Annotated in this window: 15 protein-coding genes and 1 riboswitch; of the genes, 3 read left to right on the forward strand and 12 right to left on the reverse strand. The window is 65.6% G+C overall.

From position 1 onward, the window contains the following. Nucleotides 1-3 precede the first annotated feature (3 nt). From proB to M1D93_RS11030, 6 genes are all read right to left on the reverse strand, one after another. A complete protein-coding gene (proB, locus tag M1D93_RS11005; RefSeq protein ID WP_461171602.1) occupies nucleotides 4-1,155 on the reverse strand; it encodes a glutamate 5-kinase in 1,152 nt (383 codons plus the stop codon). Continuing rightward, nucleotides 1,145-2,734, reverse strand: a complete 1,590-nt coding sequence (obgE, locus tag M1D93_RS11010; RefSeq protein WP_461171603.1) for a GTPase ObgE — start codon at nucleotides 2,732-2,734, stop codon at nucleotides 1,145-1,147. Before obgE ends, proB begins: the two co-directional genes overlap by 11 nt. A 116-nt stretch (nucleotides 2,735-2,850) precedes the next feature. Further along, nucleotides 2,851-3,114, reverse strand: a complete 264-nt coding sequence (rpmA, locus tag M1D93_RS11015; protein WP_009372867.1) for a 50S ribosomal protein L27 — start codon at nucleotides 3,112-3,114, stop codon at nucleotides 2,851-2,853. Between the two features lie 59 nt (nucleotides 3,115-3,173). Then, entirely contained in the window at nucleotides 3,174-3,482 is a 309-nt protein-coding gene (rplU, locus tag M1D93_RS11020; protein ID WP_142045052.1) for a 50S ribosomal protein L21, read from the reverse strand. A gap of 263 nt (nucleotides 3,483-3,745) precedes the next feature. Then, nucleotides 3,746-5,269: a bifunctional hydroxymethylpyrimidine kinase/phosphomethylpyrimidine kinase gene (gene thiD, locus M1D93_RS11025; protein ID WP_461174996.1), complete on the reverse strand. Its 1,524-nt coding sequence runs from the start codon at nucleotides 5,267-5,269 to the stop codon at nucleotides 3,746-3,748. A 7-nt stretch (nucleotides 5,270-5,276) separates the two neighbouring features. Then, nucleotides 5,277-5,374, reverse strand: a riboswitch (TPP riboswitch). Nucleotides 5,375-5,541: 167 nt separating this feature from the next. Further along, nucleotides 5,542-8,976 carry an Rne/Rng family ribonuclease gene (locus M1D93_RS11030; RefSeq protein WP_461171604.1) on the reverse strand — a complete coding sequence of 1,145 codons (3,435 nt, stop codon included), beginning with the start codon at nucleotides 8,974-8,976 and terminating at the stop codon, nucleotides 5,542-5,544. Nucleotides 8,977-9,427: 451 nt separating this feature from the next. Here M1D93_RS11030 and M1D93_RS11035 point away from each other — a divergent pair, with 451 nt between their 5' ends. Beyond that, the gene (locus M1D93_RS11035; protein ID WP_461171605.1) at nucleotides 9,428-10,111 is read left to right on the forward strand and encodes a vitamin K epoxide reductase family protein; all 684 of its coding nucleotides are present in this window, start codon (nucleotides 9,428-9,430) and stop codon (nucleotides 10,109-10,111) included. 72 nt (nucleotides 10,112-10,183) lie between these two features. Here the strand turns inward: M1D93_RS11035 and ndk are convergent, their stop codons facing one another. Genes ndk through ileS form a run of 4 tightly spaced genes read right to left on the reverse strand, consistent with a single transcriptional unit; the run spans nucleotide 10,184 to nucleotide 15,814 of the window. After that, on the reverse strand, nucleotides 10,184-10,603 hold the full coding sequence (gene ndk / locus M1D93_RS11040; protein ID WP_461171606.1) for a nucleoside-diphosphate kinase: 420 nt from the start codon (nucleotides 10,601-10,603) through the stop codon (nucleotides 10,184-10,186). A 39-nt stretch (nucleotides 10,604-10,642) separates the two neighbouring features. After that, nucleotides 10,643-11,110, reverse strand: a complete 468-nt coding sequence (locus M1D93_RS11045; protein ID WP_461171607.1) for a DUF4233 domain-containing protein — start codon at nucleotides 11,108-11,110, stop codon at nucleotides 10,643-10,645. A gap of 3 nt (nucleotides 11,111-11,113) precedes the next feature. Then, nucleotides 11,114-12,472 carry a bifunctional folylpolyglutamate synthase/dihydrofolate synthase gene (locus tag M1D93_RS11050; RefSeq protein WP_461171608.1) on the reverse strand — a complete coding sequence of 453 codons (1,359 nt, stop codon included), beginning with the start codon at nucleotides 12,470-12,472 and terminating at the stop codon, nucleotides 11,114-11,116. A 3-nt stretch (nucleotides 12,473-12,475) separates the two neighbouring features. Further along, nucleotides 12,476-15,814 carry an isoleucine--tRNA ligase gene (gene ileS, locus M1D93_RS11055; RefSeq protein WP_461171609.1) on the reverse strand — a complete coding sequence of 1,113 codons (3,339 nt, stop codon included), beginning with the start codon at nucleotides 15,812-15,814 and terminating at the stop codon, nucleotides 12,476-12,478. 433 nt (nucleotides 15,815-16,247) lie between these two features. Between ileS and M1D93_RS11060 the strand changes: the two genes are divergently transcribed. Continuing rightward, complete coding sequence (locus M1D93_RS11060; protein WP_461171610.1) at nucleotides 16,248-17,258, forward strand: endonuclease/exonuclease/phosphatase family protein; 1,011 nt, start codon at nucleotides 16,248-16,250, stop codon at nucleotides 17,256-17,258. Here M1D93_RS11060 and M1D93_RS11065 read toward each other — a convergent pair. Together M1D93_RS11065 and M1D93_RS11070 are read right to left on the reverse strand one after the other, a co-directional pair. Beyond that, nucleotides 17,255-18,013, reverse strand: a complete 759-nt coding sequence (locus M1D93_RS11065; protein ID WP_461171611.1) for an SDR family oxidoreductase — start codon at nucleotides 18,011-18,013, stop codon at nucleotides 17,255-17,257. The two genes, M1D93_RS11060 and M1D93_RS11065, sit on opposite strands and share 4 nt — an antisense overlap. 158 nt (nucleotides 18,014-18,171) lie before the next feature. After that, entirely contained in the window at nucleotides 18,172-18,324 is a 153-nt protein-coding gene (locus M1D93_RS11070) for a hypothetical protein (RefSeq protein WP_461171612.1), read from the reverse strand. A 355-nt stretch (nucleotides 18,325-18,679) separates the two neighbouring features. On the opposite strand from M1D93_RS11070, the gene valS reads away from it, so the two are divergent. Then, the gene (valS, locus tag M1D93_RS11075) at nucleotides 18,680-21,301 is read left to right on the forward strand and encodes a valine--tRNA ligase (protein WP_461171613.1); all 2,622 of its coding nucleotides are present in this window, start codon (nucleotides 18,680-18,682) and stop codon (nucleotides 21,299-21,301) included. The last annotated feature ends 226 nt before the right edge of the window (nucleotides 21,302-21,527 follow it).

The raw sequence follows: 21,527 nt of genomic DNA on the forward strand, positions 1-21,527 counted from the left end.
AGCTCAAACCAGCACGAGGTCATCTACATGAACAACTTCACGGTCGTAGCCGGTGCCCAACGCCTCGCCAAGGTCCCTGGTGGACCTGCCCAGCATCTGGGGCAGCTCGGCAGACGAGTAGTTCACCAGGCCGCGGGCCACCACGGTGCCGTCGGCACTGGCGATCTCGACGGCGTCGCCGGCTTCAAAGTCCCCGTGCACCGCGGAGATCCCTGCAGGCAGCAGCGAAGTGCGGTGGTGCCGTACAGCCTTCACGGCACCGTCGTCCAGGACCAGGCGGCCCTGCACTGACGCCACGTGCGCCAGCCACAGCAGGCGGACCGGTTTGCGGGCCCCGTTGACTGTGAACCAGGTCCCTACGTCTTCGCCGTTGAGCGCAGCCGCGGCATTGGGCGTTGATGTGACCAAGGCGTGGATGCCCGAGCCGGCAGCCATGGTCGCCGCCTCCACCTTGGTCAACATGCCCCCGGTTCCGACGCCGGCCTTGCCAGTTTTGCCGATGGAGACGCCCTCCAGGTCGTGGGGGCCTTCAACGAGTGGAATCCTCTTGGCACCGAGCGACGGCGGGCCGTCGTACAGGGAGTCGACGTCGGACAGCAGCACCAGCGCGTCCGCCCGTACCAGGTGCGCCACCAGTGCGGCGAGGCGGTCGTTGTCGCCGAACCGGATTTCGTGCGTGGCGACGGTGTCGTTCTCGTTCACGACGGGTACCACCCCGAGGTTGAGCAGCCGGTCCAGGGCACGGAAGGCATTGGTGTGCTGGCTTCGCCTCATCAGGTCCTCGGCGGTAAGCAGGACCTGGCTGACGGTGACGCCATGTGCTCCGAACGCCTGGGTGTAGCGGGCCATCAGCAGGCCCTGGCCCACGCTGGCGGCCGCCTGCTGGGTGGCCAGGTCACGCGGACGCTTGGCAAGCCCCAGCGGAGCCAGGCCGGCGGCGATGGCGCCGGAGGATACAAGGATGATCTCGGTCCCCGTATTCCGCTTGGCGGCCAGGGCGTCCGCCAGGGCCGTCAGGGACTCCTCGGAAATGCCGCCCTTGATGCTGGTCAGCGACGACGAACCCACCTTGACCACCACGCGTCCGGCGTTGGCGAGCACACTCCTGTCCACCGAGCGGGCAAGCGGTTCCGCGGCTGCAGCCCTAGAACTCATCGCCTGCGTCCAGTCCACTCTCCTTGAGGGGCTTGGCCACCCTGCGGCTGCTCACTGACTCAGTCCAGATGCCGGCCTTGCGTTCTGCTTCCAGTTCAGCACGGGCGGCGGCTTTGGCGTCCTTGCGTTCCTGCTGTTCTTCGCGCTTCTGGCCACGGGTGGGGCGGTCACCCAGATCAGCAAAGCGGACGTCGGTACCGCGCGGTGATGCGAGGAGTTCCGCGCCTGCCATCATGGTGGGCTCCCAGTCGAAGACGACGCCGTCGTCCTCGCCGATAACAACGGTATCGCCGGGCTTGGCGCCCTGCTTGAACAGTTCCGTCTCCACGCCAAGCTTGGCGAGGCGGTCAGCAAGGTAGCCGATGGCTTCCTCATTGGTGAAGTCCGTCTGCTTGACCCAGCGCTCCGGCTTTTCGCCGATGACGCGGAACAGGGGCTCGAGGCCCTTTTCCTCGCGGCGGATCCTGAAGCCTGATTCGTTGACGGCACGCGGGCGCAGCACGGCCGGCTGCACCTTGGGCGGCGCAGCGGCAACAGCATCACGGGCGGCCTTGACGATTCCGGCCATGGCGAAGCCAAGCTGGCGCAGGCCCTCATGGCTGGTGGCAGACACTTCGAACACCTGGTAGCCGCGGGATTCAAGTTCCGGGCGCACAAAGTCCGCCATGTCCTTGCCGTCGGGCAGGTCCACCTTGTTCAGAGCCACCAGGCGGGGGCGGTGGTTCAGCGGAACAACTTCGCCGTCCTGCCCGGCGTAGCTCATGTCAACGGCGTACTTTTCCAGTTCGGCTTCGATGACGGCGAGGTCGGAGAGGGGGTCGCGGTCGGATTCGAGGGTGCCGCAGTCAAGGACGTGGACCAGCGCCGCACAACGCTCAACGTGGCGCAGGAAGTGGTGGCCCAGTCCCCTGCCCTCGCTGGCACCTTCGATGAGGCCCGGGACGTCCGCGATGGTGAAGCGGACATCCCCGGCCTGGACGACACCAAGGTTGGGAACAAGAGTGGTGAAGGGATAGTCGGCGATCTTCGGCCGCGCCGCAGACATGGCGGCGATGAGGCTGGACTTGCCGGCGGACGGGAAACCCACCAGGGCGATATCGGCGATCGACTTGAGTTCCAGGACGATATCGCTGGCTTCGCCTTCGATGCCGAGCAGGGCGAATCCCGGAGCGCGGCGTTTCTGCGATGAAAGCGCGGCGTTGCCCAGGCCGCCGATGCCCCCTGCTGCGGCTACGTACTCGGCGCCTTCGCCAACGAGGTCCGCGAGGACGGTGCCGTCCTTGGACTTGACCACGGTGCCGTCCGGCACGGGGAGGATGAGCGTCTCGCCGTTCTTGCCGCCGCGCCAGTCGCCCATGCCCGGGCCGCCGTTGCTGGCGTGGCGGTGGGGTGCGTGGTGGTAGTCCAGGAGGGTGGTGGTCTGGTGGTCCACGCGCAGGATCACGTCGCCGCCGTTGCCGCCGTTGCCGCCGTCGGGACCGCCCAGCGGCTTGAACTTCTCACGGTGGACGGAGACACACCCGTGGCCGCCGCTACCGCCGGATACGTGCAGTACTACCCGGTCTACAAAGCTGGCCACGTGGATCTCCTCAGTGCTGTTTCCCGGACGCCGCGGGGCGCCAAGACGATTGTAATGCGGTTAAAAGAACAGTGGAGCGGACCATCTGGCCCGCTCCACCGCTTCAGAACTATTTGTTACTCTGCAGCTGCAGCAGCAACGATGTTGACGACGCGACGACCGCGGCGGGTGCCGAACTCGACGGCTCCCGGGGTCAGTGCGAACAGGGTGTCGTCGCCGCCACGGCCAACGCCGGCGCCCGGGTGGAAGTGGGTGCCGCGCTGGCGGACGATGATCTCGCCTGCGGAGACGACCTGGCCGCCGAAGCGCTTCACGCCGAGGTACTGAGCGTTGGAATCACGACCGTTGCGAGTGGAGCTCGCGCCCTTTTTATGTGCCATTTGAAATGCCTGCCTCTAAATTCTGGGGATCTGCTGAAAAACCTGAACAGTAACGAAGGTTACTGGATACCAGTGATCTTGACCTTGGTCAGTTCCTGGCGGTGACCCTGGCGCTTCTTGTAACCGGTCTTGTTCTTGAACTTCTGGATCACAATCTTCGGACCACGGAGGTCGTTCAGGATCTCAGCCGTAACAGTTACCTTGGCCAGGTCAGCAGCGGCAGAGGTGACCTTGTCACCGTCAACCAGGAGCAGTGCGGGCAGCTGAATGGTGCTGCCAGCTCCACCGGCGACGCGGTTCAGGGTAACGAAGTCTCCAACGGAAACCTTCTCTTGGCGGCCGCCTGCGCGGACAATCGCGTACACCACTTGGGAACTCACTTCTCTCGACGTTTATTACTAAATTTGCGTGCGGAACCGACCTGTAAAAGCCTGGTTTCTCGCTGTGCCTCAACGCCGTGGGGTCATAACCCAAGTGTTGGCGTAAGCACCGAAGATCCAGAATACGCTAATTTTGCCTTCGGCCGCAAATGAGGCTGGTTCCGGCGGGTGGACTGTGATAGATACCACAGCTCAACTCCGGCGTCCGCAGCGTGCCCCACCATAGTACCGGCAAGGCCGCGGGCAACGCCTCAGGAGTGCAGGCGCGGCGCGTCGAAGAAGTCCACTTCCAGGCGGCAGGACTGCTTGAACGCTGTGACCATGGCTGCCCGGTCCGCGGCGGAGGCCGAGCGCGCTGCTTGGTCCACGATCGCGATGGCCCTGCGCGTGGCGGCTGCGAAGTCTTCGTCGGCGTAGGTGCGCAGCCAGTCCGCGTAGGGGTGCGCCGGTGGTTCGCCGGCCGCTACGAACCGGGCATGAAGTGCTGCGCCCACCTCGGCGTAGAGCCAGAAGCAGGGCAGGACGGCCGCCGCCAGCACCGCATAGCTGCCCGACGCCGATGCTGCGGTCAGGTGGTCCACGTAGGACTTGGTCACGGGGCCGAGCCGGGGCTGGACGGGCCGGGTGCTCAGCCAGGAGCGGTGCAGCTCCGACTCGACTTCCAAACATTGACGGGCAGAGGCCGCCCAGAAGAGCTGCTCCGCCTCGGTGGGTGCCAGCGCACTGGCCCTGGCCAACACGCGTGAATAGCCGTTGAGGTAGATGGCGTCCTGCGCGAGGTAGTACGCAAACTCCTCCTCCCGGAGGCTGCCCGAGGCCAGGTTGCGGATGAAGTCCAGGGCATGGATATCGTCCAGGTCCTGCTGCGCCTCACGCCACAGCTGCGCTGCGAAGCTCCCTTCCGGAAGCAGCGGCTGCTGGTGGTGGAAATGGTGCACGGGCCCGTTGCCTGTTCCCACCTCCAGGGTTCCGGACGCCTCCAGCGCGCCGGCCAGCCAAGGCTTGACCTCCCGGAGGGACGCCTCCCAGTCCCCCAGCCGCGCCTGGGCAGTTGCCATGGCGGAAGAGAGCGAACAGCCAGTGCCGTGGCTGTTCCGCGTTGCCACCCGCTCCCCCGGAACCACCACCACGTCGTCGGAAAGGAGGCCTGTGGTGTTAACCAGCGCATCGGGGCACTCGTCGCCGATAAGGTGGCCGCCCTTGACCAGGATTGTTGCCCCGGTGGCAACTGCGAGGGCGCGGCCCTGTTCCAAGGCACCGGTCCAGGTGTCCTGCAGTTCCCCGCCCACAAGCATGGCGAGCTCCGCCAGGTTGGGGGTGATGAGGTGGGCCAGCGGCAGGAGCCCGCGCAGTGCCGCTTCGGCTGATTCCTGCAGAAGCCTGTCGCCGCTGGTGGCGGCCATCACCGGGTCCAGGACCACGACGGCGGGTCGTACCTTCCGGAGCCATGCTCCCAGTGCCTCAATCACCTCGGCGCTGCCCAGCATTCCGATCTTCACGGCGTCGATGCCGATGTCGTCACTGATGGCATCCAGCTGCTCGGCCAGGAACGCTGCCGGCGGCACATGAACGGACCGGACGCCGCGGGTGTTCTGGGCGGTCAGGGCAGTGACGGCAGCCATCCCGTAGCCGCCGAGCGCGGCGATGCTTTTCAGGTCGGCCTGGATACCGGCGCCGCCGGAAGGATCGGAGCCGGCAATGGAAAGGACCCGGGGTACGGGCCGGCCCAGGTGTGTTGGTGGTGCAGTGAAGACTGCCGAGGGGGCAGGAGGCATTACAAGAGTCGTAGACAAGAGACATCCCTTCGCCGGTGCTAGCCGGACAGGTTCAACGGGTGTGGATCTCAGCCGGCTCTCTGCGCGGCACCCCGTGTCAGTTCCCCAGCCTAGCTTTTTTGCGTGGCGCAGGCCGAAGGTGACACTTTGCGACCGGGCGCCGCGCCCTGAAAGGCCGGAGCGCCCTTGCATTGCTGGTTTTAAACTGGGAAATGCCCGGCCGGCCACTGTTGTGGCCGGCCGGGCATTCAGGTGGTTGTTGCCGGTGACGCTTAGAGCTCCGAGGCCGGAACCCCTACACCCAAAATGATGGGCGCGTCGGCCGGCTTTGTGGCCGGCTTCCCGGCGCCGGCATTGCCGTCACTGGAGCCGCCGGCACCGGCCGGTTCCGGGGCCTTGGCCTCGTGCGTGTGCCCCGTGCCGGCTGCCGCCACGTTTTCGTGATGCTGAACCATGGTTTCGTTGGCAGCTCCCTGCGCGCGGCTGGCGCTGCGGTTGCGCCGCGGCCGGCGTTGCCGGGACTGTTCCAGCGTGTGGTCGCTGTAATCCTTCGCCGGGGCTGCGGCAGCGGGTACCCGTACAGGCTCCACCGATTCCGCTGGCTTCTGCTCCGGTGCTGCCTGCTCCGCTTCCGCCTGCTCGGGCTGGGCTTCGGCCGGCGCCGGCTGCCCGAGGTGGGCGAAGGCCTCAGCGAGCCGGTCCAGGGTCAGGGCCGGCTTCTGCTGCTGCTCTTCAGCGTGATCAACGAACGGCAACACCACCTTCTCGCCGCCGAAGGTCAGCACGGCAGCCTGGCGGGCTTCGTCGTCGCGCTTTGCAGCCTCCGCGGCAGAGGCAGTGGCGGGCTGGCCAGCGGCCGCCTGCTTGGCTGCCGCCACTTCGTCGTCGTGCAGGTGGGCTGCATGTGCGGCTGCGGCAATGTTGGCAAGGGCGAGCCTGGTGGCCTCCGCCTTGGCGTGCCGTTCAGCGTCCGATGGGTCAGGGTGGACGGTGTGGACATGCACTGCCGCTGCCGGGACAACCTCCGGCTGCTGGCCCCCGCGGCCCCGCCGCCGTTTGCGGTCCGGGCGCGCGCCGGGCTGGTTGTTGTCGATCCGCTGGGCCTCGGTGCGGTGGTTTTCGCTGCGGGCCTCAGGCCGGCTGTCGGTCCGCTGGATGTGGTGCTCGGCGGCCACAATGTTGGCACGCCGGTGCTCCACGGGGTCGTCATGGGTGACCACGCCGCGGCCGGCGCAGGCCTCACACTGCTCGCCGAATACTTCGAGGAGTCCGGTGCCCATCCGCTTACGCGTCATCTGCACCAGGCCAAGGGACGTCACTTCGGCCACCTGGTGCTTGGTGCGGTCGCGTCCCAGGCATTCCACCATGCGGCGGAGCACGAGGTCGCGGTTGGATTCGAGGACCATATCGATGAAGTCGATGACGATGATGCCGCCGATGTCGCGGAGGCGGAGCTGGCGGACAACTTCTTCGGCGGCCTCGAGGTTATTTTTGGTCACCGTCTCTTCGAGGTTGCCGCCGCTGCCGGTGAATTTGCCGGTGTTGACGTCCACCACGGTCATGGCTTCGGTGCGGTCAATCACCAGTGAACCGCCGGAGGGCAGGAAGACCTTCCGTTCCAGCGCCTTGTGGATCTGCTCGTCGATGCGCCAGGCAGCGAAAATGTCCTGGTCCTTGGTCCACTTCTCGAGCCGGCCCACCAGGTCCGGCGCTACGTACGTAACGTAGGCCTCGATGGTGTCCCAGGCTTCCTCGCCCGAAACGATCAGCTTGGAGAAGTCCTCGTTGAAGACGTCGCGGACCACCTTGATGGTGAGGTCCGGTTCGCCGTAGAGCAGTTCAGGGGCAAGGATCTTGGTGGACTTCGACTGGCTCTCGATGCCCTCCCACTGCGCGCGCAGCCGGTTGATGTCGTGCGTCAACTCTTCCTCGGAAGCACCTTCGGCGGCAGTGCGGACGATGACGCCGGCCTGCTCGGGAAGGCGGTCCTTAAGGATGCGCTTGAGGCGGTTGCGTTCGACGTCGGGCAGCTTACGGGAGATGCCGGTCATGGAACCGCCGGGTACGAACACCAGGTAGCGGCCGGGCAGCGAGATCTGGCTGGTCAGGCGTGCGCCCTTGTGTCCGACGGGGTCTTTGGTCACCTGGACCAGGACGGTATCGCCGGATTTGAGGGCGTTTTCGATGCGCCGTTGCTTGCCCTCGAGGTTGACGGCTTCCCAGTTCACCTCACCGGCGTACAGGACGGCGTTGCGGCCGCGTCCGATGTCCACGAAGGCGGCTTCCATGGAGGGCAGCACGTTCTGGACCTTGCCCAGGTACACGTTGCCGATCAGGGAATCCTGCTGGGTCTTTGACACAAAATGCTCGGCCAGGACACCGTCTTCGAGGACGGCGATCTGGATTCTGTCATCGCGCTGGCGCACGATCATCTGGCGGTCAACAGACTCGCGGCGCGCCAGGAACTCGGCCTCGGTGATAACGGTACGGCGGCGGCCCGTGTCGCGGGACTCGCGCCGCCGCTGCTTCTTCGCCTCCAGACGGGTGGATCCCTTGACGCTGGTAACCCGGTTGCTCACGACGGGCTCGGTCACGGCCCGCGGCGCACGCACCCGGGTGACGGTGTTGGGCGGATCGTCATCCCCGCCGCCCGTCAGCTCAAGGTCCTGGTCGCCGCGACGGCGGCGCCGGCGGCGGCGGGACGTCACGCCTTCTTCGACCTGCCCGGCAGAGTCCTCGTCGGCGTCGTCCGTAGTATCGGCGTCGACATCTTCGCTGCCCTCAAGGTCGGCGTCGGCGTCACGCTCGTCGATGCGGCTGCGTCCGCGGCGGCCGCGGCCACGGCGCCTGCGCCGGCCGGCATCCTCGGAGTCGATCTCATCGGCGTCGTCCTCCGCTGCTTCTTCAACAGCGGCGGGAACCGGACGCACCACGGTGCTGAGGTCCGGTGCCTGGAACAGCACGGAGGTAGGGGACGCCGGTTCCATGAACAGGGAGCCGAAGGGGCTGGAAGGTGCCGCTTGCGCCTGATCCACGGGAGCTGGTTCTGCGGGGCCCTCTTCTTCGGGGGTTTCCGCCTGTGCCGCAGCTTCTGCTGATGCTGTCCCGATGCCTGCTGCCGCCGGCACGGGTGCTGCCTCGGCCGGTTCCGGTTCCTCCCCAGCGGGAACCGCCGCGCCGGCTTCCACGGCAGGCGGGACATCGGCTGCCTGGATATCTTCCGGTGCTGCCGCGGTTGCCGGTGCGGACGTCTTGCGGGTGGCTACCCGCCGGCGGCGGACCGGCTTCGTTTCGGCGGCCTCGACGGCGGGTTCCCCGGCCGGGACCCCGGGAGCCTCCGCGTCAGCGGCGGCAGTGGCGTCGGCGTTGGATACTGCTTCCGGTTCTGCCTCTGGGGATTCTGCCCCTGCGGCGAAAGCCGGGAGAGGTTCGGCGGTGTCCGCCTTCTTCCGGGCACGGGTCCGCCGGACGGGAGCTTTGGCCTCGGGGGCGCCGGAATCCGCGGCACCGGTAGCGGTGGCTTCCGCAGCATCGACGCCGGCCGGGACACCTTCCGAAGTGCCGGCTCCGGCGGCGTCGGTCTCCGGGATCAGGGCGTCGGCCTTGGGCGCGGCCTTCCGGCGCGTCCTCGTGGCCTTTTTGGGTGCAGCGTCTGCGTCTGCGGCCGCTGCTTCGTCGTTAACGGCTGAAATTTGTTCATTATCCATATGTGGCAACACTCCTGCCCCTGACGTACCGCCACATCCGGCACCCATTGGGGCACATATTGTCAAAACCCGCAGGCGTTGACAGAAGTCAAGTGGATACCCCCAGGTTCGCACCGGCAGTGGGGTGCGGCAGCCCGTGGGGGCCGGCGGGATGTTCTGAAACCCGTTGTTCTACGTGCCACAACCAGGTGCCGCTCAATGGAGTCGCGGGAGACTGCCTCGGTAAAACCGATGCCTGCCCTGCTCGTCATTGGCGGTCTTGGGAACAAGCCACCGGACCGGAGTCCGAATGTGGATCGTCTTCCAGCCACGTTTATTCTCTCATACCCGGGCTAAATCCCGGCGGAGGCAGCGCCAAACGTGCTGGCTCATTTCCTTCTCCTGGACGGTCCTTCCAGCCTCCGGCGTTACAATCAGGCAAGGAGCACCGGATGAAAAGGACGCCACACCAATGCCCAGCATCTCCCCCCTCAGCGGCACCCCTGCCCAGGAACGGAGCCTGAACCAGGACAGCGATCCGGCCGGCAAGACAGCAGGAACCGTCCCGGCAATGACCCGTAACCGGCCCTTCGGCTGGCTGCTGGTAATCACGGGCGCCATCGGCTGGCTTGCCTCCGGAACCCTGGTGCTGGAAAAGCTCGCGGTGCTCCAAGATCCCAACCACACCACGGTGTGCGACGTGAATCCCTGGATTTCCTGTGGTGACGTCATGAAAACGTGGCAGAGCTCGCTGTTCGGCTTCCCGAACATGTTTATCGGCATCGTGGCCTTTGCCGTCGTCATCACCGTTGGTATGGCGCTGCTCGCCGGGGCAACCTTCGCCCGCTGGTACTGGCTGGGCCTGCAGGCCGGGGTCACGCTCGGTTTCGCCTTCGTGGTGTGGCTGTGGTCGCAGGCACTCTACGACATCCACATCCTCTGCCCGTTCTGCATGATTGTCTGGGCGGCCATGATTCCCCTGTTCGTCTGGGTGACCATCCGGAACGTCACCGCCGGGGTGATTCCCATGCCGGAAAACGCCGCCCGCATCCTGGGCGACTCCGGCTGGATCATCACCGCGTTGCTTTACGTGGCCGTCATCGCCACCATCTTCTTCGCCTTCATCCAGGTTTTCGCCGGAACCTCGGGCTTCTAAAGCCGCCCGTGAAGTGACAGATAAGGCCGATGTTCGTGACGAACATCGGCCTTACTTGTCATGCAGGTGAAGCTACGCCTGGAACCAGATCTTGATCTCGCGTTCGGCGGAATCGGTGGAGTCGGAGCCGTGGACCAAGTTCTGCTGGACCTTCACGCCCCAGTCACGGCCAAAGTCGCCGCGGATGGTGCCGGGGGCTGCCGTGGTGGGGTCGGTGGTTCCTGCCAGGGAACGGAAGCCTTCAATGACGCGGTGGCCTTCGAAGATGGCTGCCACTACCGGCCCGGAGAGCATGAATTCCACCAGGGGCTCGTAGAAGGGCTTGCCGACGTGCTCCTCGTAGTGCTGCTCCAGCAGCTCACGGGACGCGTCGACCTTCTTCAGCTCGGCCAGGGTGTAGCCCTTGGCTTCGATCCGGGCCAGGATGGCCCCGGTGAGGTTGCGGGCGACGCCGTCGGGCTTGATCAGGACGAGGGTGCGCTCAGTAGTCACAACTGCTCCAATGCGTTGGTAACGGATTTCGGGTCAAGTCTACGGGGACTGCGGCTGCTGGCCCGGCCCTGCGGCCTGGTCCGGATGGGCTGCTTCCCATTTGGCCTGCTCACGGGCCCGCTCGCCGGCTTCCCGGTCCAGCCTGATTCCGGTGCGGATTCCGTACCACCAGGCCAGTGCGAACAGCCCGCCCACCAGGAACATGGCGGGCTCGAAGATGCCGGTGAGGATCAAGACGAGCTGCAGGATCCACCCGAGCCCGATGCCCCAGGGCTTGGTGAGGAAGGCGCAGGCCACGATCATCACGACGCTCAAGGCGATGCCCACACCGAGGATCAGCGCCGGTGGGAACTCCCCGCGGCGCAGCCCGAACACCGCGAGGGTGGCGAAAAACATCACGAAGGCTTCCAGGAGCAGCACCGTGGAAGCGAACATCACCTTGGTGGAGCGCCGCTTCTTGGGCATGCCCGGCCGCCATTCGCGCTGGGCTTTGGTCAGCTTGGCCATCGCCTACGCCTCCGTCTTCCCCAGCAGGATCCGTGCCTCGGCCACCAGGGTGATGGAGCCGGTTACAAGCACGCCGCCGGAAAGGTCATCGTTGGCTTCGGCGCGTTCAACTGCCCATTCGAGGGCGTCGTCGAGTTTCTCCTCGATGTGCACGTTGTCCTCGCCGAAACCGAGGTCGATGGCGAGTTCGGCAAGTTCTGCTGCCGGGACGGCGCGCGGGGAGTTCGACTGGGTGAAGCAGTACTCTTCCGCCATGCCGCCCAAGGACTCCTTGAGCTGCCGGAGGATTTCCTCGGCGTCCTTCTCTTTGAGGATCCCCACCACCGGCACCAGCCTGGTGAAGGTAAAGGCCTCCTGGAGGGCCGCTGCGGACACCTTGACGCCGTCGGGGTTGTGGGCGGCGTCAACCACAATGGTGGGTGCGGTGCGCACCACCTCAAGCCGGCCCGGGGAGGTGACCTCGGCGAAACCTTCCTGCAGCACGTCGAAGCCCAGTTCCTTTTCGCCCCCGAAGAATGCTTCCAGCGCAGCCACTGCCACTGCTGCGTTCTGCGCCTGGTGCGCGCCGTGAAGCGGCACGAGCAGATCCGGGTAACGTCCCGCGATGCCCTGGATGGTCACCATCTGGCCACCGACTGCCACAGTCCGGGATTCGACGCCGAACTCCACGTCCTCGAACTTGAACGGCACGCCCACGTCCTTGGCTTTCTCCAGCAGGACCTGGGCCGCGTCAAGCGGCTGGGCGGCACTGATGAGGTAGCCGCCGGGCTTGATGATGCCGGCTTTTTCGTAGGCGATGTCCTCGGTGGTGTCACCCAGCAGGTCAGTGTGGTCCAGGGAGATGGGGGTGACCAGCGAAACCTGCCCGTCGCCCACGTTGGTGGCATCGGTGATGCCGCCGAGACCCACTTCGATGACGGCCACGTTGACGGGCTGGTCGGCGAAGATGGCAAAGCCCAGGATGGTGAGGCATTCGAAGTACGTCAGGCGCGGCTGCCCGTCGGCTTCCAGCTCGGAGTCGACAATCTGCAGGTACGGGCGGATTTCGTCCCAGATCCGGACGAAGGTCTGATCGGATACCGGGTGCCCGTCAATACTGATGCGTTCGGTGACCTTGGACAGGTGCGGGCTGGTGTACCGCCCGGTGCTCAGGCCGTGGGCCCGCAAGACCGATTCGATCATGCGGGCGGTGGACGTCTTGCCGTTCGTTCCGGTGACGTGGATGATCGGGAAGGCCTTGTTCGGCTCCCCCAGCACGTCCATCGCCCGGAACAGCGGGGCAAGCCGCGGTTCCATCTTGTTTTCCGGCGCCCGGCCCAGCAGTTCGGCGTAGACGCTCTCTACGGAAAATTCATCAGTCATGGATTATGCCTCTACTTTTTCGACGGCGATCTGCGGCTCGGTGCCATCGCCGCTGGAATGCAGGCCAAGCTCCACCGTGAGGGTTTCGCTGACAATCAGGCTTTCATGGGCTGTCAAAGCGTCCACCACATCCTGGGCGGCGGTGATGCTGGTACGGATCCTGTCGCTGACATCCAGACCGGCGTCCTTGCGTGCCTGCTGGATGGAGCGGACCATGTCGCGGGCCAGGCCTTCGGCCTCCAGCTCCGGGGTGACCTCGGTGTTGAGGACCACGAACCCGCCCCCGGGCAATACTGCGACAGCAGACGATGCAGTGGCGCTGCCGCCCTCAGACTCCGCCACCACTGTCTCCAGCGTGTACTCCTGCGGTTCCAGCTGGAGCCCGCCGGCGGTGACCACACCGCCGTCGTCCACTGACCAGTCACCGGACTTGGAGCCCTTGATCGCGGCCTGCACGTTTTTGCCCAGGCGCGGACCGGCAGCGCGGGCGTTGACCACCAGCTTCTGCTGGATCCCGAACTCCTCCGGGGAGGCCGTGGCTGCATCCAGCAGGCGGACCGAGCGGAGGTTGAGCTCGTCCGCGACGACGGCGGCAAAACCGCCCAGCGCATCGGCGCCGGGTGCCACCACAGTCAGCTCCTGCAGGGGCAGGCGCACGCGCAGGTTTGCTGCCTTCCGGAGCGAGGAACCGGTGGAGCAGATCTGCTGGACCTTGTCCATGGCCTGCACCAGGTCCGGGTTGGCCGGGAACAGATCAGCATCCGGCCAGTCGGCCAGGTGCACGGAACGGCCGCCGGTGAGCCCGCGCCAGATCTCCTCGGAGACCAGCGGCAGGAGGGACGCCGCTACGCGGGTAACAGTTTCCAGTGCGGTGTACAGCGCGTCGAAGGCGTCCTGGTCTTCGTCGAAGAACCGCTGGCGGCTCCGGCGGACGTACCAGTTGGTGAGCATGTCCAAGTAGCTGCGCAGTTCATCGCAGGCCCCGGAGATGTCGTAAATGTCCAGCTGCGCGGTCATGTTCCTGACCAGGTCGCCGGTGTTGGCCAGCAGGTACTGGTCCAGCGTGTCGGCGTAGCCGTCGTAGCGGAGCTTCGCGTCGTAGCCTGACCCGCCGTTGGAGGCGTTGGTGTAGAGCGTGAAGAAGCTGTAAACGTTCCACAGCGGCAGGATGACCTGGCGGACGCCGTCGCGGATTCCCTGCTCGGTGACCACCAGGTTGCCGCCGCGGAGGATGGGGCTGGACATCAGGAACCATCGCATGGCGTCCGAGCCGTCGCGGTCCAGCACCTCAGAGACGTCCGGGTAGTTGCGCAGGCTTTTGGACATCTTCTGCCCGTCCGAACCGAGCACGATGCCGTGGCTGATGACGTTGCGGAAAGCCGGCCGGTCAAACAGCGCCGTGGAAAGGATGTGCAGCATGTAGAACCAGCCGCGGGTCTGCCCGATGTACTCGACAATGAAGTCGGCAGGGTTGTGGGTATCGAACCAGGCCTCGTTCTGGAACGGGTAGTGCACCTGGCCGTACGGCATGGAGCCGGAGTCGAACCAGACGTCCAGCACGTCCTCCACGCGGCGCATCACCGACTGGCCTTCTTCTGGCGTGCGGGGATCGTCCGGGTTCGGCCGGGTCAGTTCGTCGATGAAGGGGCGGTGCAGGTCAACCTGGCCGTCCTTGTTCAGCGGCAGCCGGCCAAAGTCGGCCTCGATCTCGGCCAGGGAGCCGTACACGTCGGTGCGGGGGTATTCGGGGTCGCTGGACTGCCACACCGGGATGGGGCTGCCCCAGTAGCGGTTGCGGCTGATGGACCAGTCGCGGGCATTTTCGAGCCACTTGCCGAACTGGCCGTCCTTGACGTTGCCGGGGATCCAGTTGATCTCCTGGTTCAGTTCGGACATCCTGTCCTTGAACTTGGTGACCTCCACGTACCAGGAGGACACGGCCCGGTAGATCAGCGGGTTGCGGCACCGCCAGCAGTGCGGGTAGCTGTGCTCGTAGCTGGCCTGGCGGACCAGGCGGCCCTGGGCGCGCAGCACCTGGGTGATGGGCTTGTTGGCTTCGAAGACCTGCAGGCCCACGATGTCGTGCAGGTCGCCGTGCTTGAAGAGCGGGAGGAATTTGGCACCCTCGTCAACGGAAAGGATCACCGGGATGCCGGCCTCCTCGCAGACCTTCTGGTCGTCTTCGCCGTAGGCGGGTGCCTGGTGGACGATGCCGGTGCCGTCGGTGGTCGTGACGTAATCGGCCACCAGGATCCGCCACGCGTTTTCCATGCCGTATTTTTCGTTGTCGGCGAAGTCCTGCCACAGCGGCTGGTACGCCAGGCCCTCGAGCTCGGCGCCCGTATGGGTGGACACGACGGCGGCCTGTGCTGCCTCGGCATCGTCGTAGCCCAGGTCCTTGGCGTAGCTGGCCAGCAGGTCCGCCGCGAGCAGGAAGCTGCCGCTGACGGGTGCGTCGGCGGAGGCGGCCTTGATGCCGTTGGGGCCGGCGGGCAGCACGGCGTAGGTGATGGAGGGCCCGACGGCGAGCGCGGCGTTGGTGGGAAGGGTCCAGGGTGTGGTGGTCCAGGCGAGCGCCTGGACCCCGGCGAGCCGGTGGGACAGTTCGGACTCCCCTGCCGTGATGGGGAAGGTGACCGTTACGGTCTGGTCCTGGCGGTTCTTGTAGACGTCGTCGTCCATGCGCAGTTCATGGTTGGACAGCGGCGTTTCATCTTTCCAGCAGTACGGCAGCACGCGATAGCCGTTGTAGGTCAGGCCCTTTTCGTGGAGCTGCTTGAACGCCCAGAGGACGGACTCCATGTACTCCACGTTGAGGGTCTTGTAGTCGTTGTCGAAGTCCACCCAGCGTGCCTGGCGGGTGACGTAGTTGCGCCATTCGTCGGCGTACTTCATCACCGAGGCGCGGCAGGCGTCGTTGAACTTGTCGATGCCCATGGCTTCGATCTGGGTCTTGTCCGTCATGCCCAGCTGCTTCATCGCTTCCAGCTCCGCCGGCAGCCCATGGGTGTCCCAGCCGAAGCGGCGCTCGACGCGCTTGCCCCGTTGGGTCTGGTAGCGGCCCACGAGGTCCTTCGCGTACCCCGTAAGCAGGTGGCCGTAGTGCGGCAGGCCGTTGGCGAACGGCGGGCCGTCGTAGAACACGAACTCGTTGCTGCCGGGTGCACCGCCGGGGGCGTCCGGGCTGCGCTGGTCGATGCTGGCCTGGAAGGTGCCGTCCTGGTCCCAGTATTTGAGGATGCGCTCTTCGACTTCCGGGAACTTCACGGAGGCGGACACACCCGCGTTGCGGCTGGAAGAGGTGCCACTGGTGGAGGCTGAGGCCTTGGGGTAATACGTCATTCTCGACATCCTGGGTTGAGCTTGGCGAACTGCCGGCTTGCGCCTGGCAGTTCCGTTCAGGATGCGAGGACGGCTGCCGTGTTGCCCTTCCGGACCCCACGCTCACCGCGGTACCACCTCACTTACCGGTGCTGTCAGTTCCCGGGGGAACGTGCCTGCTCCGGCCTCTCATTACTGCTGTGACGGGCTTACCCGTCCGGTTCTACTGACGCTCCCCGCCTGGTTCGCGCGTTCTTCCGGAAGCTCACCGGTGATAGCCGGGTCATAGCCGCTTTCGAGTCTACTATTTCCGCGGCGCCCATTGCCATTCCCGGGCTGAATTGGAACATGACTGCGGGGCGCTCCCCCGGCGCATCCTGAGGCGATCGACCATCTTCGAGCCAGTCGCTGCGGCAGGGCTGACGCTGGTCCCGCTGTTGCCTAGACTCGCCTCATGACAGCTTCCGCCCGCCCCGCCCGGAGGACGCGCGTAGCAGCCGTGTCCAGGTGGCTGTTCCTTCCCGCGGCCCTGCCGGTGGCGGTGATGTCAGTCTTCCGTGCCGTGCCGGCGGAGTGGCCGGTACTGGTGGTGCAGCTGCTGGCCTTTACGCCGTGGCTTGCGGTGCCGGCAACAGCGGCGCTGGTCCTGGCCTTCCTGGGGCGGCGCCGCTGGCAGCGTGTTGCGGTATTGGTCCTGATTGCGTGCCAGTCATTCTGGCTTTTCCCGCTGGACATCCGGCAACCTGCCGCCGAAGCTGCCGGCACCACGTCCACGCTCGTTGCCATGACCATCAATGCGCAGGTGGGTGGTGCCGACGCAAACGGGATCCTTGCCCTGGTCCGCGACCGGCACGTGGACCTGCTGGTGGTGGAGGAATACACGCCGGAACTGGCAACCAGGCTGTCCGCCGCCGGGCTGGACGGACTGCTTCCGCACCGGGTTTCCCGCCCCAAGGACGGAGCGGGCGGGAGCGCTATCTATTCCCGCTTCGGATTGAGGGAGACCGGCGCGTTGCAGGGTACGCAGTTCACTATGCCGGTTGCCCGCCTTGACCTTGGCGACTCCGGGGACGCAACCCTGCGGGTGGTGGCCGTGCACGCTGTAGCGCCGGTGGGCGACGACGCGGTGGAAAAGTGGCGCAGCGACCTCAGTGCACTGGGCAGGATTGATTCGGGTGCCGGGCCGTTGCTGCTGGCTGGCGATTTCAATGCGACCTATGACCACTGGGAGTTCCGCAGCCTGTTGGAGGGCACCACCGGCCGCCGGGACCTGGTGGACGTGGCGTCGGCGCTGGGAAGCCGTCTGGTTCCTACCTGGCCAACGCGGGTGTATCGGCTCCCCGGCGTCACGCTGGACCATCTGGTCACCAGCCCCGATATTGCCGGGCGGGACTACTCTGTCCACCGGATCCGCGGGACCGACCATGCGGCAGTGGTCGCAACGCTCAGTGTCAGGTTTTCCTAGCGCTTTCGGATCAGTTTGTGGTTTGCGGCCTGGGCTACCGGGCGGATGACGATCTGGTCCAGGTTCACGTGGTGCGGGGCAGTCACTGCGTAGCGGACCACCTCCGCGACATCTTCTGCCGTGAGAGGCTTCTCCACCCCCTGATAGACCTTCTCTGCGGCCTGCCGGTCGCCCAGCCGGTTCAGGGCGAATTCCTCCGTGTACACCAGCCCGGGAGCCACTTCGATGACCCGCAGGTTGTGGTCCACTTCCTCGAGCCGCAGCGCGCCGGTCATGGCATGCTGGGCGAACTTCGCCGCGTTGTAGCCGCCCCCGCCCTCGTAGGCAGCCAGGCCGGCCGTGGACGTCAGGTTCAGCACGGTACCTTCGCCGTGGGCGCGCAACATCGGCAGGAATGCCCGGGTGAGCTTCATGGTGCCCAGCACGTTGACCCGGTACATCCACTCCCAGTCCTCGGTGCTTGCGGCGCCAATGGTGTCCGCTCCCCGAGCACCGCCGGCGATGTTGATCAGGGTGTCTATTCCCCCGGCTTCCGTCACCTCGGCAAGCAGCCGGGACACGTCGTCGTCCTCGGAAATGTCAGCAGGAATTCCGACGGCGCCCGTCTCGGCTTGGAGGGCGGCAAGGCGCTCCGCGCGGCGGGCCACGGCGAACACCTTCCACCCCTGCGCTGCCAGGGCGCGGACCGTTGCCTCCCCGATTCCACTGCTCGCGCCGGTCACCAAAGCTGCCTTTTCCTGGAAGTCCTGAGTCATGGCACCACCCTAACGGCAGGCGCCCGAAGGATGCCGCCCCGTGACGCACGGCGACAACCGCTCCGAAGGAAACTCAATAATGTTGTCAACGGACTCCTGCGGATCGGTTAGGTTCAGCAAAAGGAAAATCAGTGCTGCAGCGACATCGCTGCAGAAAACTACAGGTCCAGCGGGGATTTCTCCCAGGAGATATCAACGATGGAGGCGCCTGGCTGCGGCATGGTCAGCATCGAGAGCTCGAGAACGTCCTGGGCATGGGTGGCATCGGCAGGTGCTGCGTCATCGTCGGTCAGGATGTACTCATGGCTCATGTGCTGCCCCCAGGCTCTTAGTGGATCGTGTTCCTTTTCCACTGTAGCCCGGCGTCCGGCCGTTGCCCGCTCGTGGTGCTGCGCCCGCGGCAGCGTGATCGGCGGCCGGAGGAGATGTACCAGCAATCACTGCGGCGACGGTCATAGCGTTAGAAACAGGGCTAGTAGCTTCAGGGGATCGCGGCGGTAGATCCGTGAGGTGTGGTGAACGGTTCGGCCGGGCATGTAGAGACGGTTATGGCCGTGGCTAACCAGCAAAGCGATCAATAGGGCTCTGTCGCCCACACAACTCGGTCCCCGTCCGCCCGAGCAGCAACCGACCGGCGGGAGAGCCCGTCCATGAAACAATTGGCAAATGGCTGAAGACAATCAGGGTACAGACACGCCCAACACCGCCCCCATCAACGTTCCGGACAAGCCGGCCCTCGAAGGCCTCGAAGCTGCCCTCACACAGCGCTGGCTGGCCGAAGGGACCTACAAGTTCAACAGGGAGACCACCCGGGAGCAGGTCTACTCGATCGACACTCCCCCGCCCACCGCCTCCGGATCGCTGCACGTGGGGCACATGTTCTCCTACACGCAGACGGACGTGCTGGCGCGCTACCAGCGCATGACCGGCAAGAACGTCTTTTATCCGATGGGCTGGGACGACAACGGCCTGCCCACCGAACGCCGCGTGCAGAACTACTACGGCGTCCGCTGCGACCCCTCCATCCCGTACAACGCTGACTACCAGCCGCCGGCGCAGCCTGCAAAGAACCAGCGGGACTTCGACGTCGTCTCCCGCCGCAACTTCATCCAACTGTGTGAAGAGCTTGCTGTCGAGGACGAGAAGGTCTTCGAGAACCTCTTCCAGACGCTTGGCCTGTCCGTGGACTGGGACCTCACGTACCGCACCATCGACGACAACTCTCGTGCGGTCTCGCAGCGTGCCTTCCTGGCCAATCTCGCCGCGGGCGACGCCTACATGGCTGAAGCACCCACGCTCTGGGACGTGACGTTCCGCACGGCAGTGGCCCAGGCCGAACTGGAAGACCGCGAGGTGGCCGGAGCGTACTACCGCTACCCGTTCTTCACCGAGGACGGGGAACGGATCTACATTGAGACCACCCGTCCCGAACTGCTCGCGGCCTGCGCCGCGCTGGTGGCGAATCCCGACGACGAACGGTACCAGCCGCTGTTCGGCAAGAAGGTCACGTCCCCCGTGTTCGGCGTCGAGGTTGAGGTCAAGGCGCACCCGCTTGCCAAAGCGGACAAGGGCTCCGGTATCGCGATGGTGTGCACCTTCGGTGACCTGACCGACGTCACCTGGTGGCGCGAACTGCAGCTTCCCACGCGTGCCATCGTGGGCCGGGACGGCCGGATCGTCAGCGAGGCCCCTGAATGGATCACCACTGACATCGGCCGTGAAGCCTTCGCCGCGATTGCGGGCAAGACGGTCTTCAGCGCCAAGGAAGAAGTGGTGAAGCTCCTCACCGCTGCCGACCTGCTCGACGGCGAGCCCAAAAAGATCATGCACCCCGTGAACTTCTACGAAAAGGGCGACAAGCCCCTTGAAGTGGTCACTTCCCGCCAGTGGTACATCCGCAACGGCGGCCGCGACGAGGACCGCAGGGAGCGGCTCATCGCCCGCGGGCACGAGATCGACTTCCACCCCGCCTTTATGCGCTCACGGTACGAGAACTGGATTTCCGGCCTCAACGGTGACTGGCTGGTGTCCCGCCAGCGATTCTTCGGCGTGCCCATCCCCGTCTGGTACCCGCTGGACTCCGACAGCAACCCGGACTACGACTCCCCCATCGTTCCGTCCGACGGGCAACTTCCCGTGGACCCGGCAGCAGACGCTGCTCCCGGGTTCGACGAAGCCCAGCGCGATGTTCCGGGCGGCTTTACCGGCGACGCCGACATCCTGGACACCTGGGCCACGTCCTCGCTGACGCCCAAGATCGTGGGCGGCTGGAAGCGCGACGAGGACCTGTTCGCCAAGGTGTTCCCCTTTGACGTCCGGCCCCAGGGCCACGACATCATCCGGACCTGGCTTTTCTCCTCCGTGGTGCGTGCCGATGCCCTGGAGAACAGTGCGCCGTGGAAGCACGCTGCTATCTCCGGCTGGATCCTGGACCCGGACCGCAAGAAGATGTCCAAGTCCAAGGGCAACGTGGTGGTTCCCACCGATGTGCTGGAGGAATACGGCTCCGATGCTGTCCGCTACTGGGCGGCCTCGGCCAAGCTCGGGGCAGACACCGCCTACGAGATTGCCCAGATGAAGATTGGCCGCCGCCTGGCCATCAAGCTGTTGAACGCCTCAAAGTTTGTGCTGAACCTCGGCGCCACGGAGGCATCGGTGCTGTCCTCCGACCTGTCCGTGCTGTCCAACCCCTTGGACCGGGCGGTCCTTGCCCAGCTCGCGGACGTCGTGGCCCAGTCCACCAAGGCGTTCGAGAACTACGATTACGCCCGCGCACTGCAGATCACGGAAACCTTCTTCTGGCAGTTCACGGATGACTATGTGGAGCTCATCAAGGACCGGGCCTACGGCGCCGCGGGCGAGGGCGAACAGGCTTCGGTGCTCGCAGCACTGGCCACCACCCTGGACACCCTGCTGCGGCTGTTCGCGCCGTTCCTGCCTTTTGCCACCGAAGAGGTCTGGGGATGGTGGCGCACCGGTTCAGTCCACCGCGCCCAGTGGCCCGCACCGCTGGACGTCCCCGGTGGTGACACCACGATGCTTGCCACCGTTGGTGTTGCCCTTAGTGGTGTCCGCAAGGCGAAGTCAGAAGCGAAGGTCAAGCAGCGCACGGAGGTTCTCTCGGCGACCATCACGGCTTCCGAAGCCCTCACCACCCAGCTGAAGGCGGGGCTCGCCGACCTGAAGGCCGCGTCGAATGCCCGGGAAATCACCCTGCTGGTAGGCGACGGGGACCTGGCTGTCAGCGACGTCGCCCTGGCCGCCACGGAGGAGCCTGCCCAGGCTTGACCTTACTGCTGCCCGTTTCAGGGCAAAGGGGAAGCCCCATCAGCGTTTTGCCGTTGGTGGGGCTTCGACTTTTCGGCCATACAGGTGACGTCTTTGATGGTCTGGCAGAATCCTCGGATCTTCAGGTCTTCCTACCTCGTCACTGGTAGCTTGCTTCTGACTTTGCCGATGGCTGCGTCGAAGACATATCACTGAATCTTTGGTTTCTGCGTCCCACTTCTTTCGA

It is taken from the genome of Arthrobacter sp. Z1-9 (assembly GCF_054792695.1).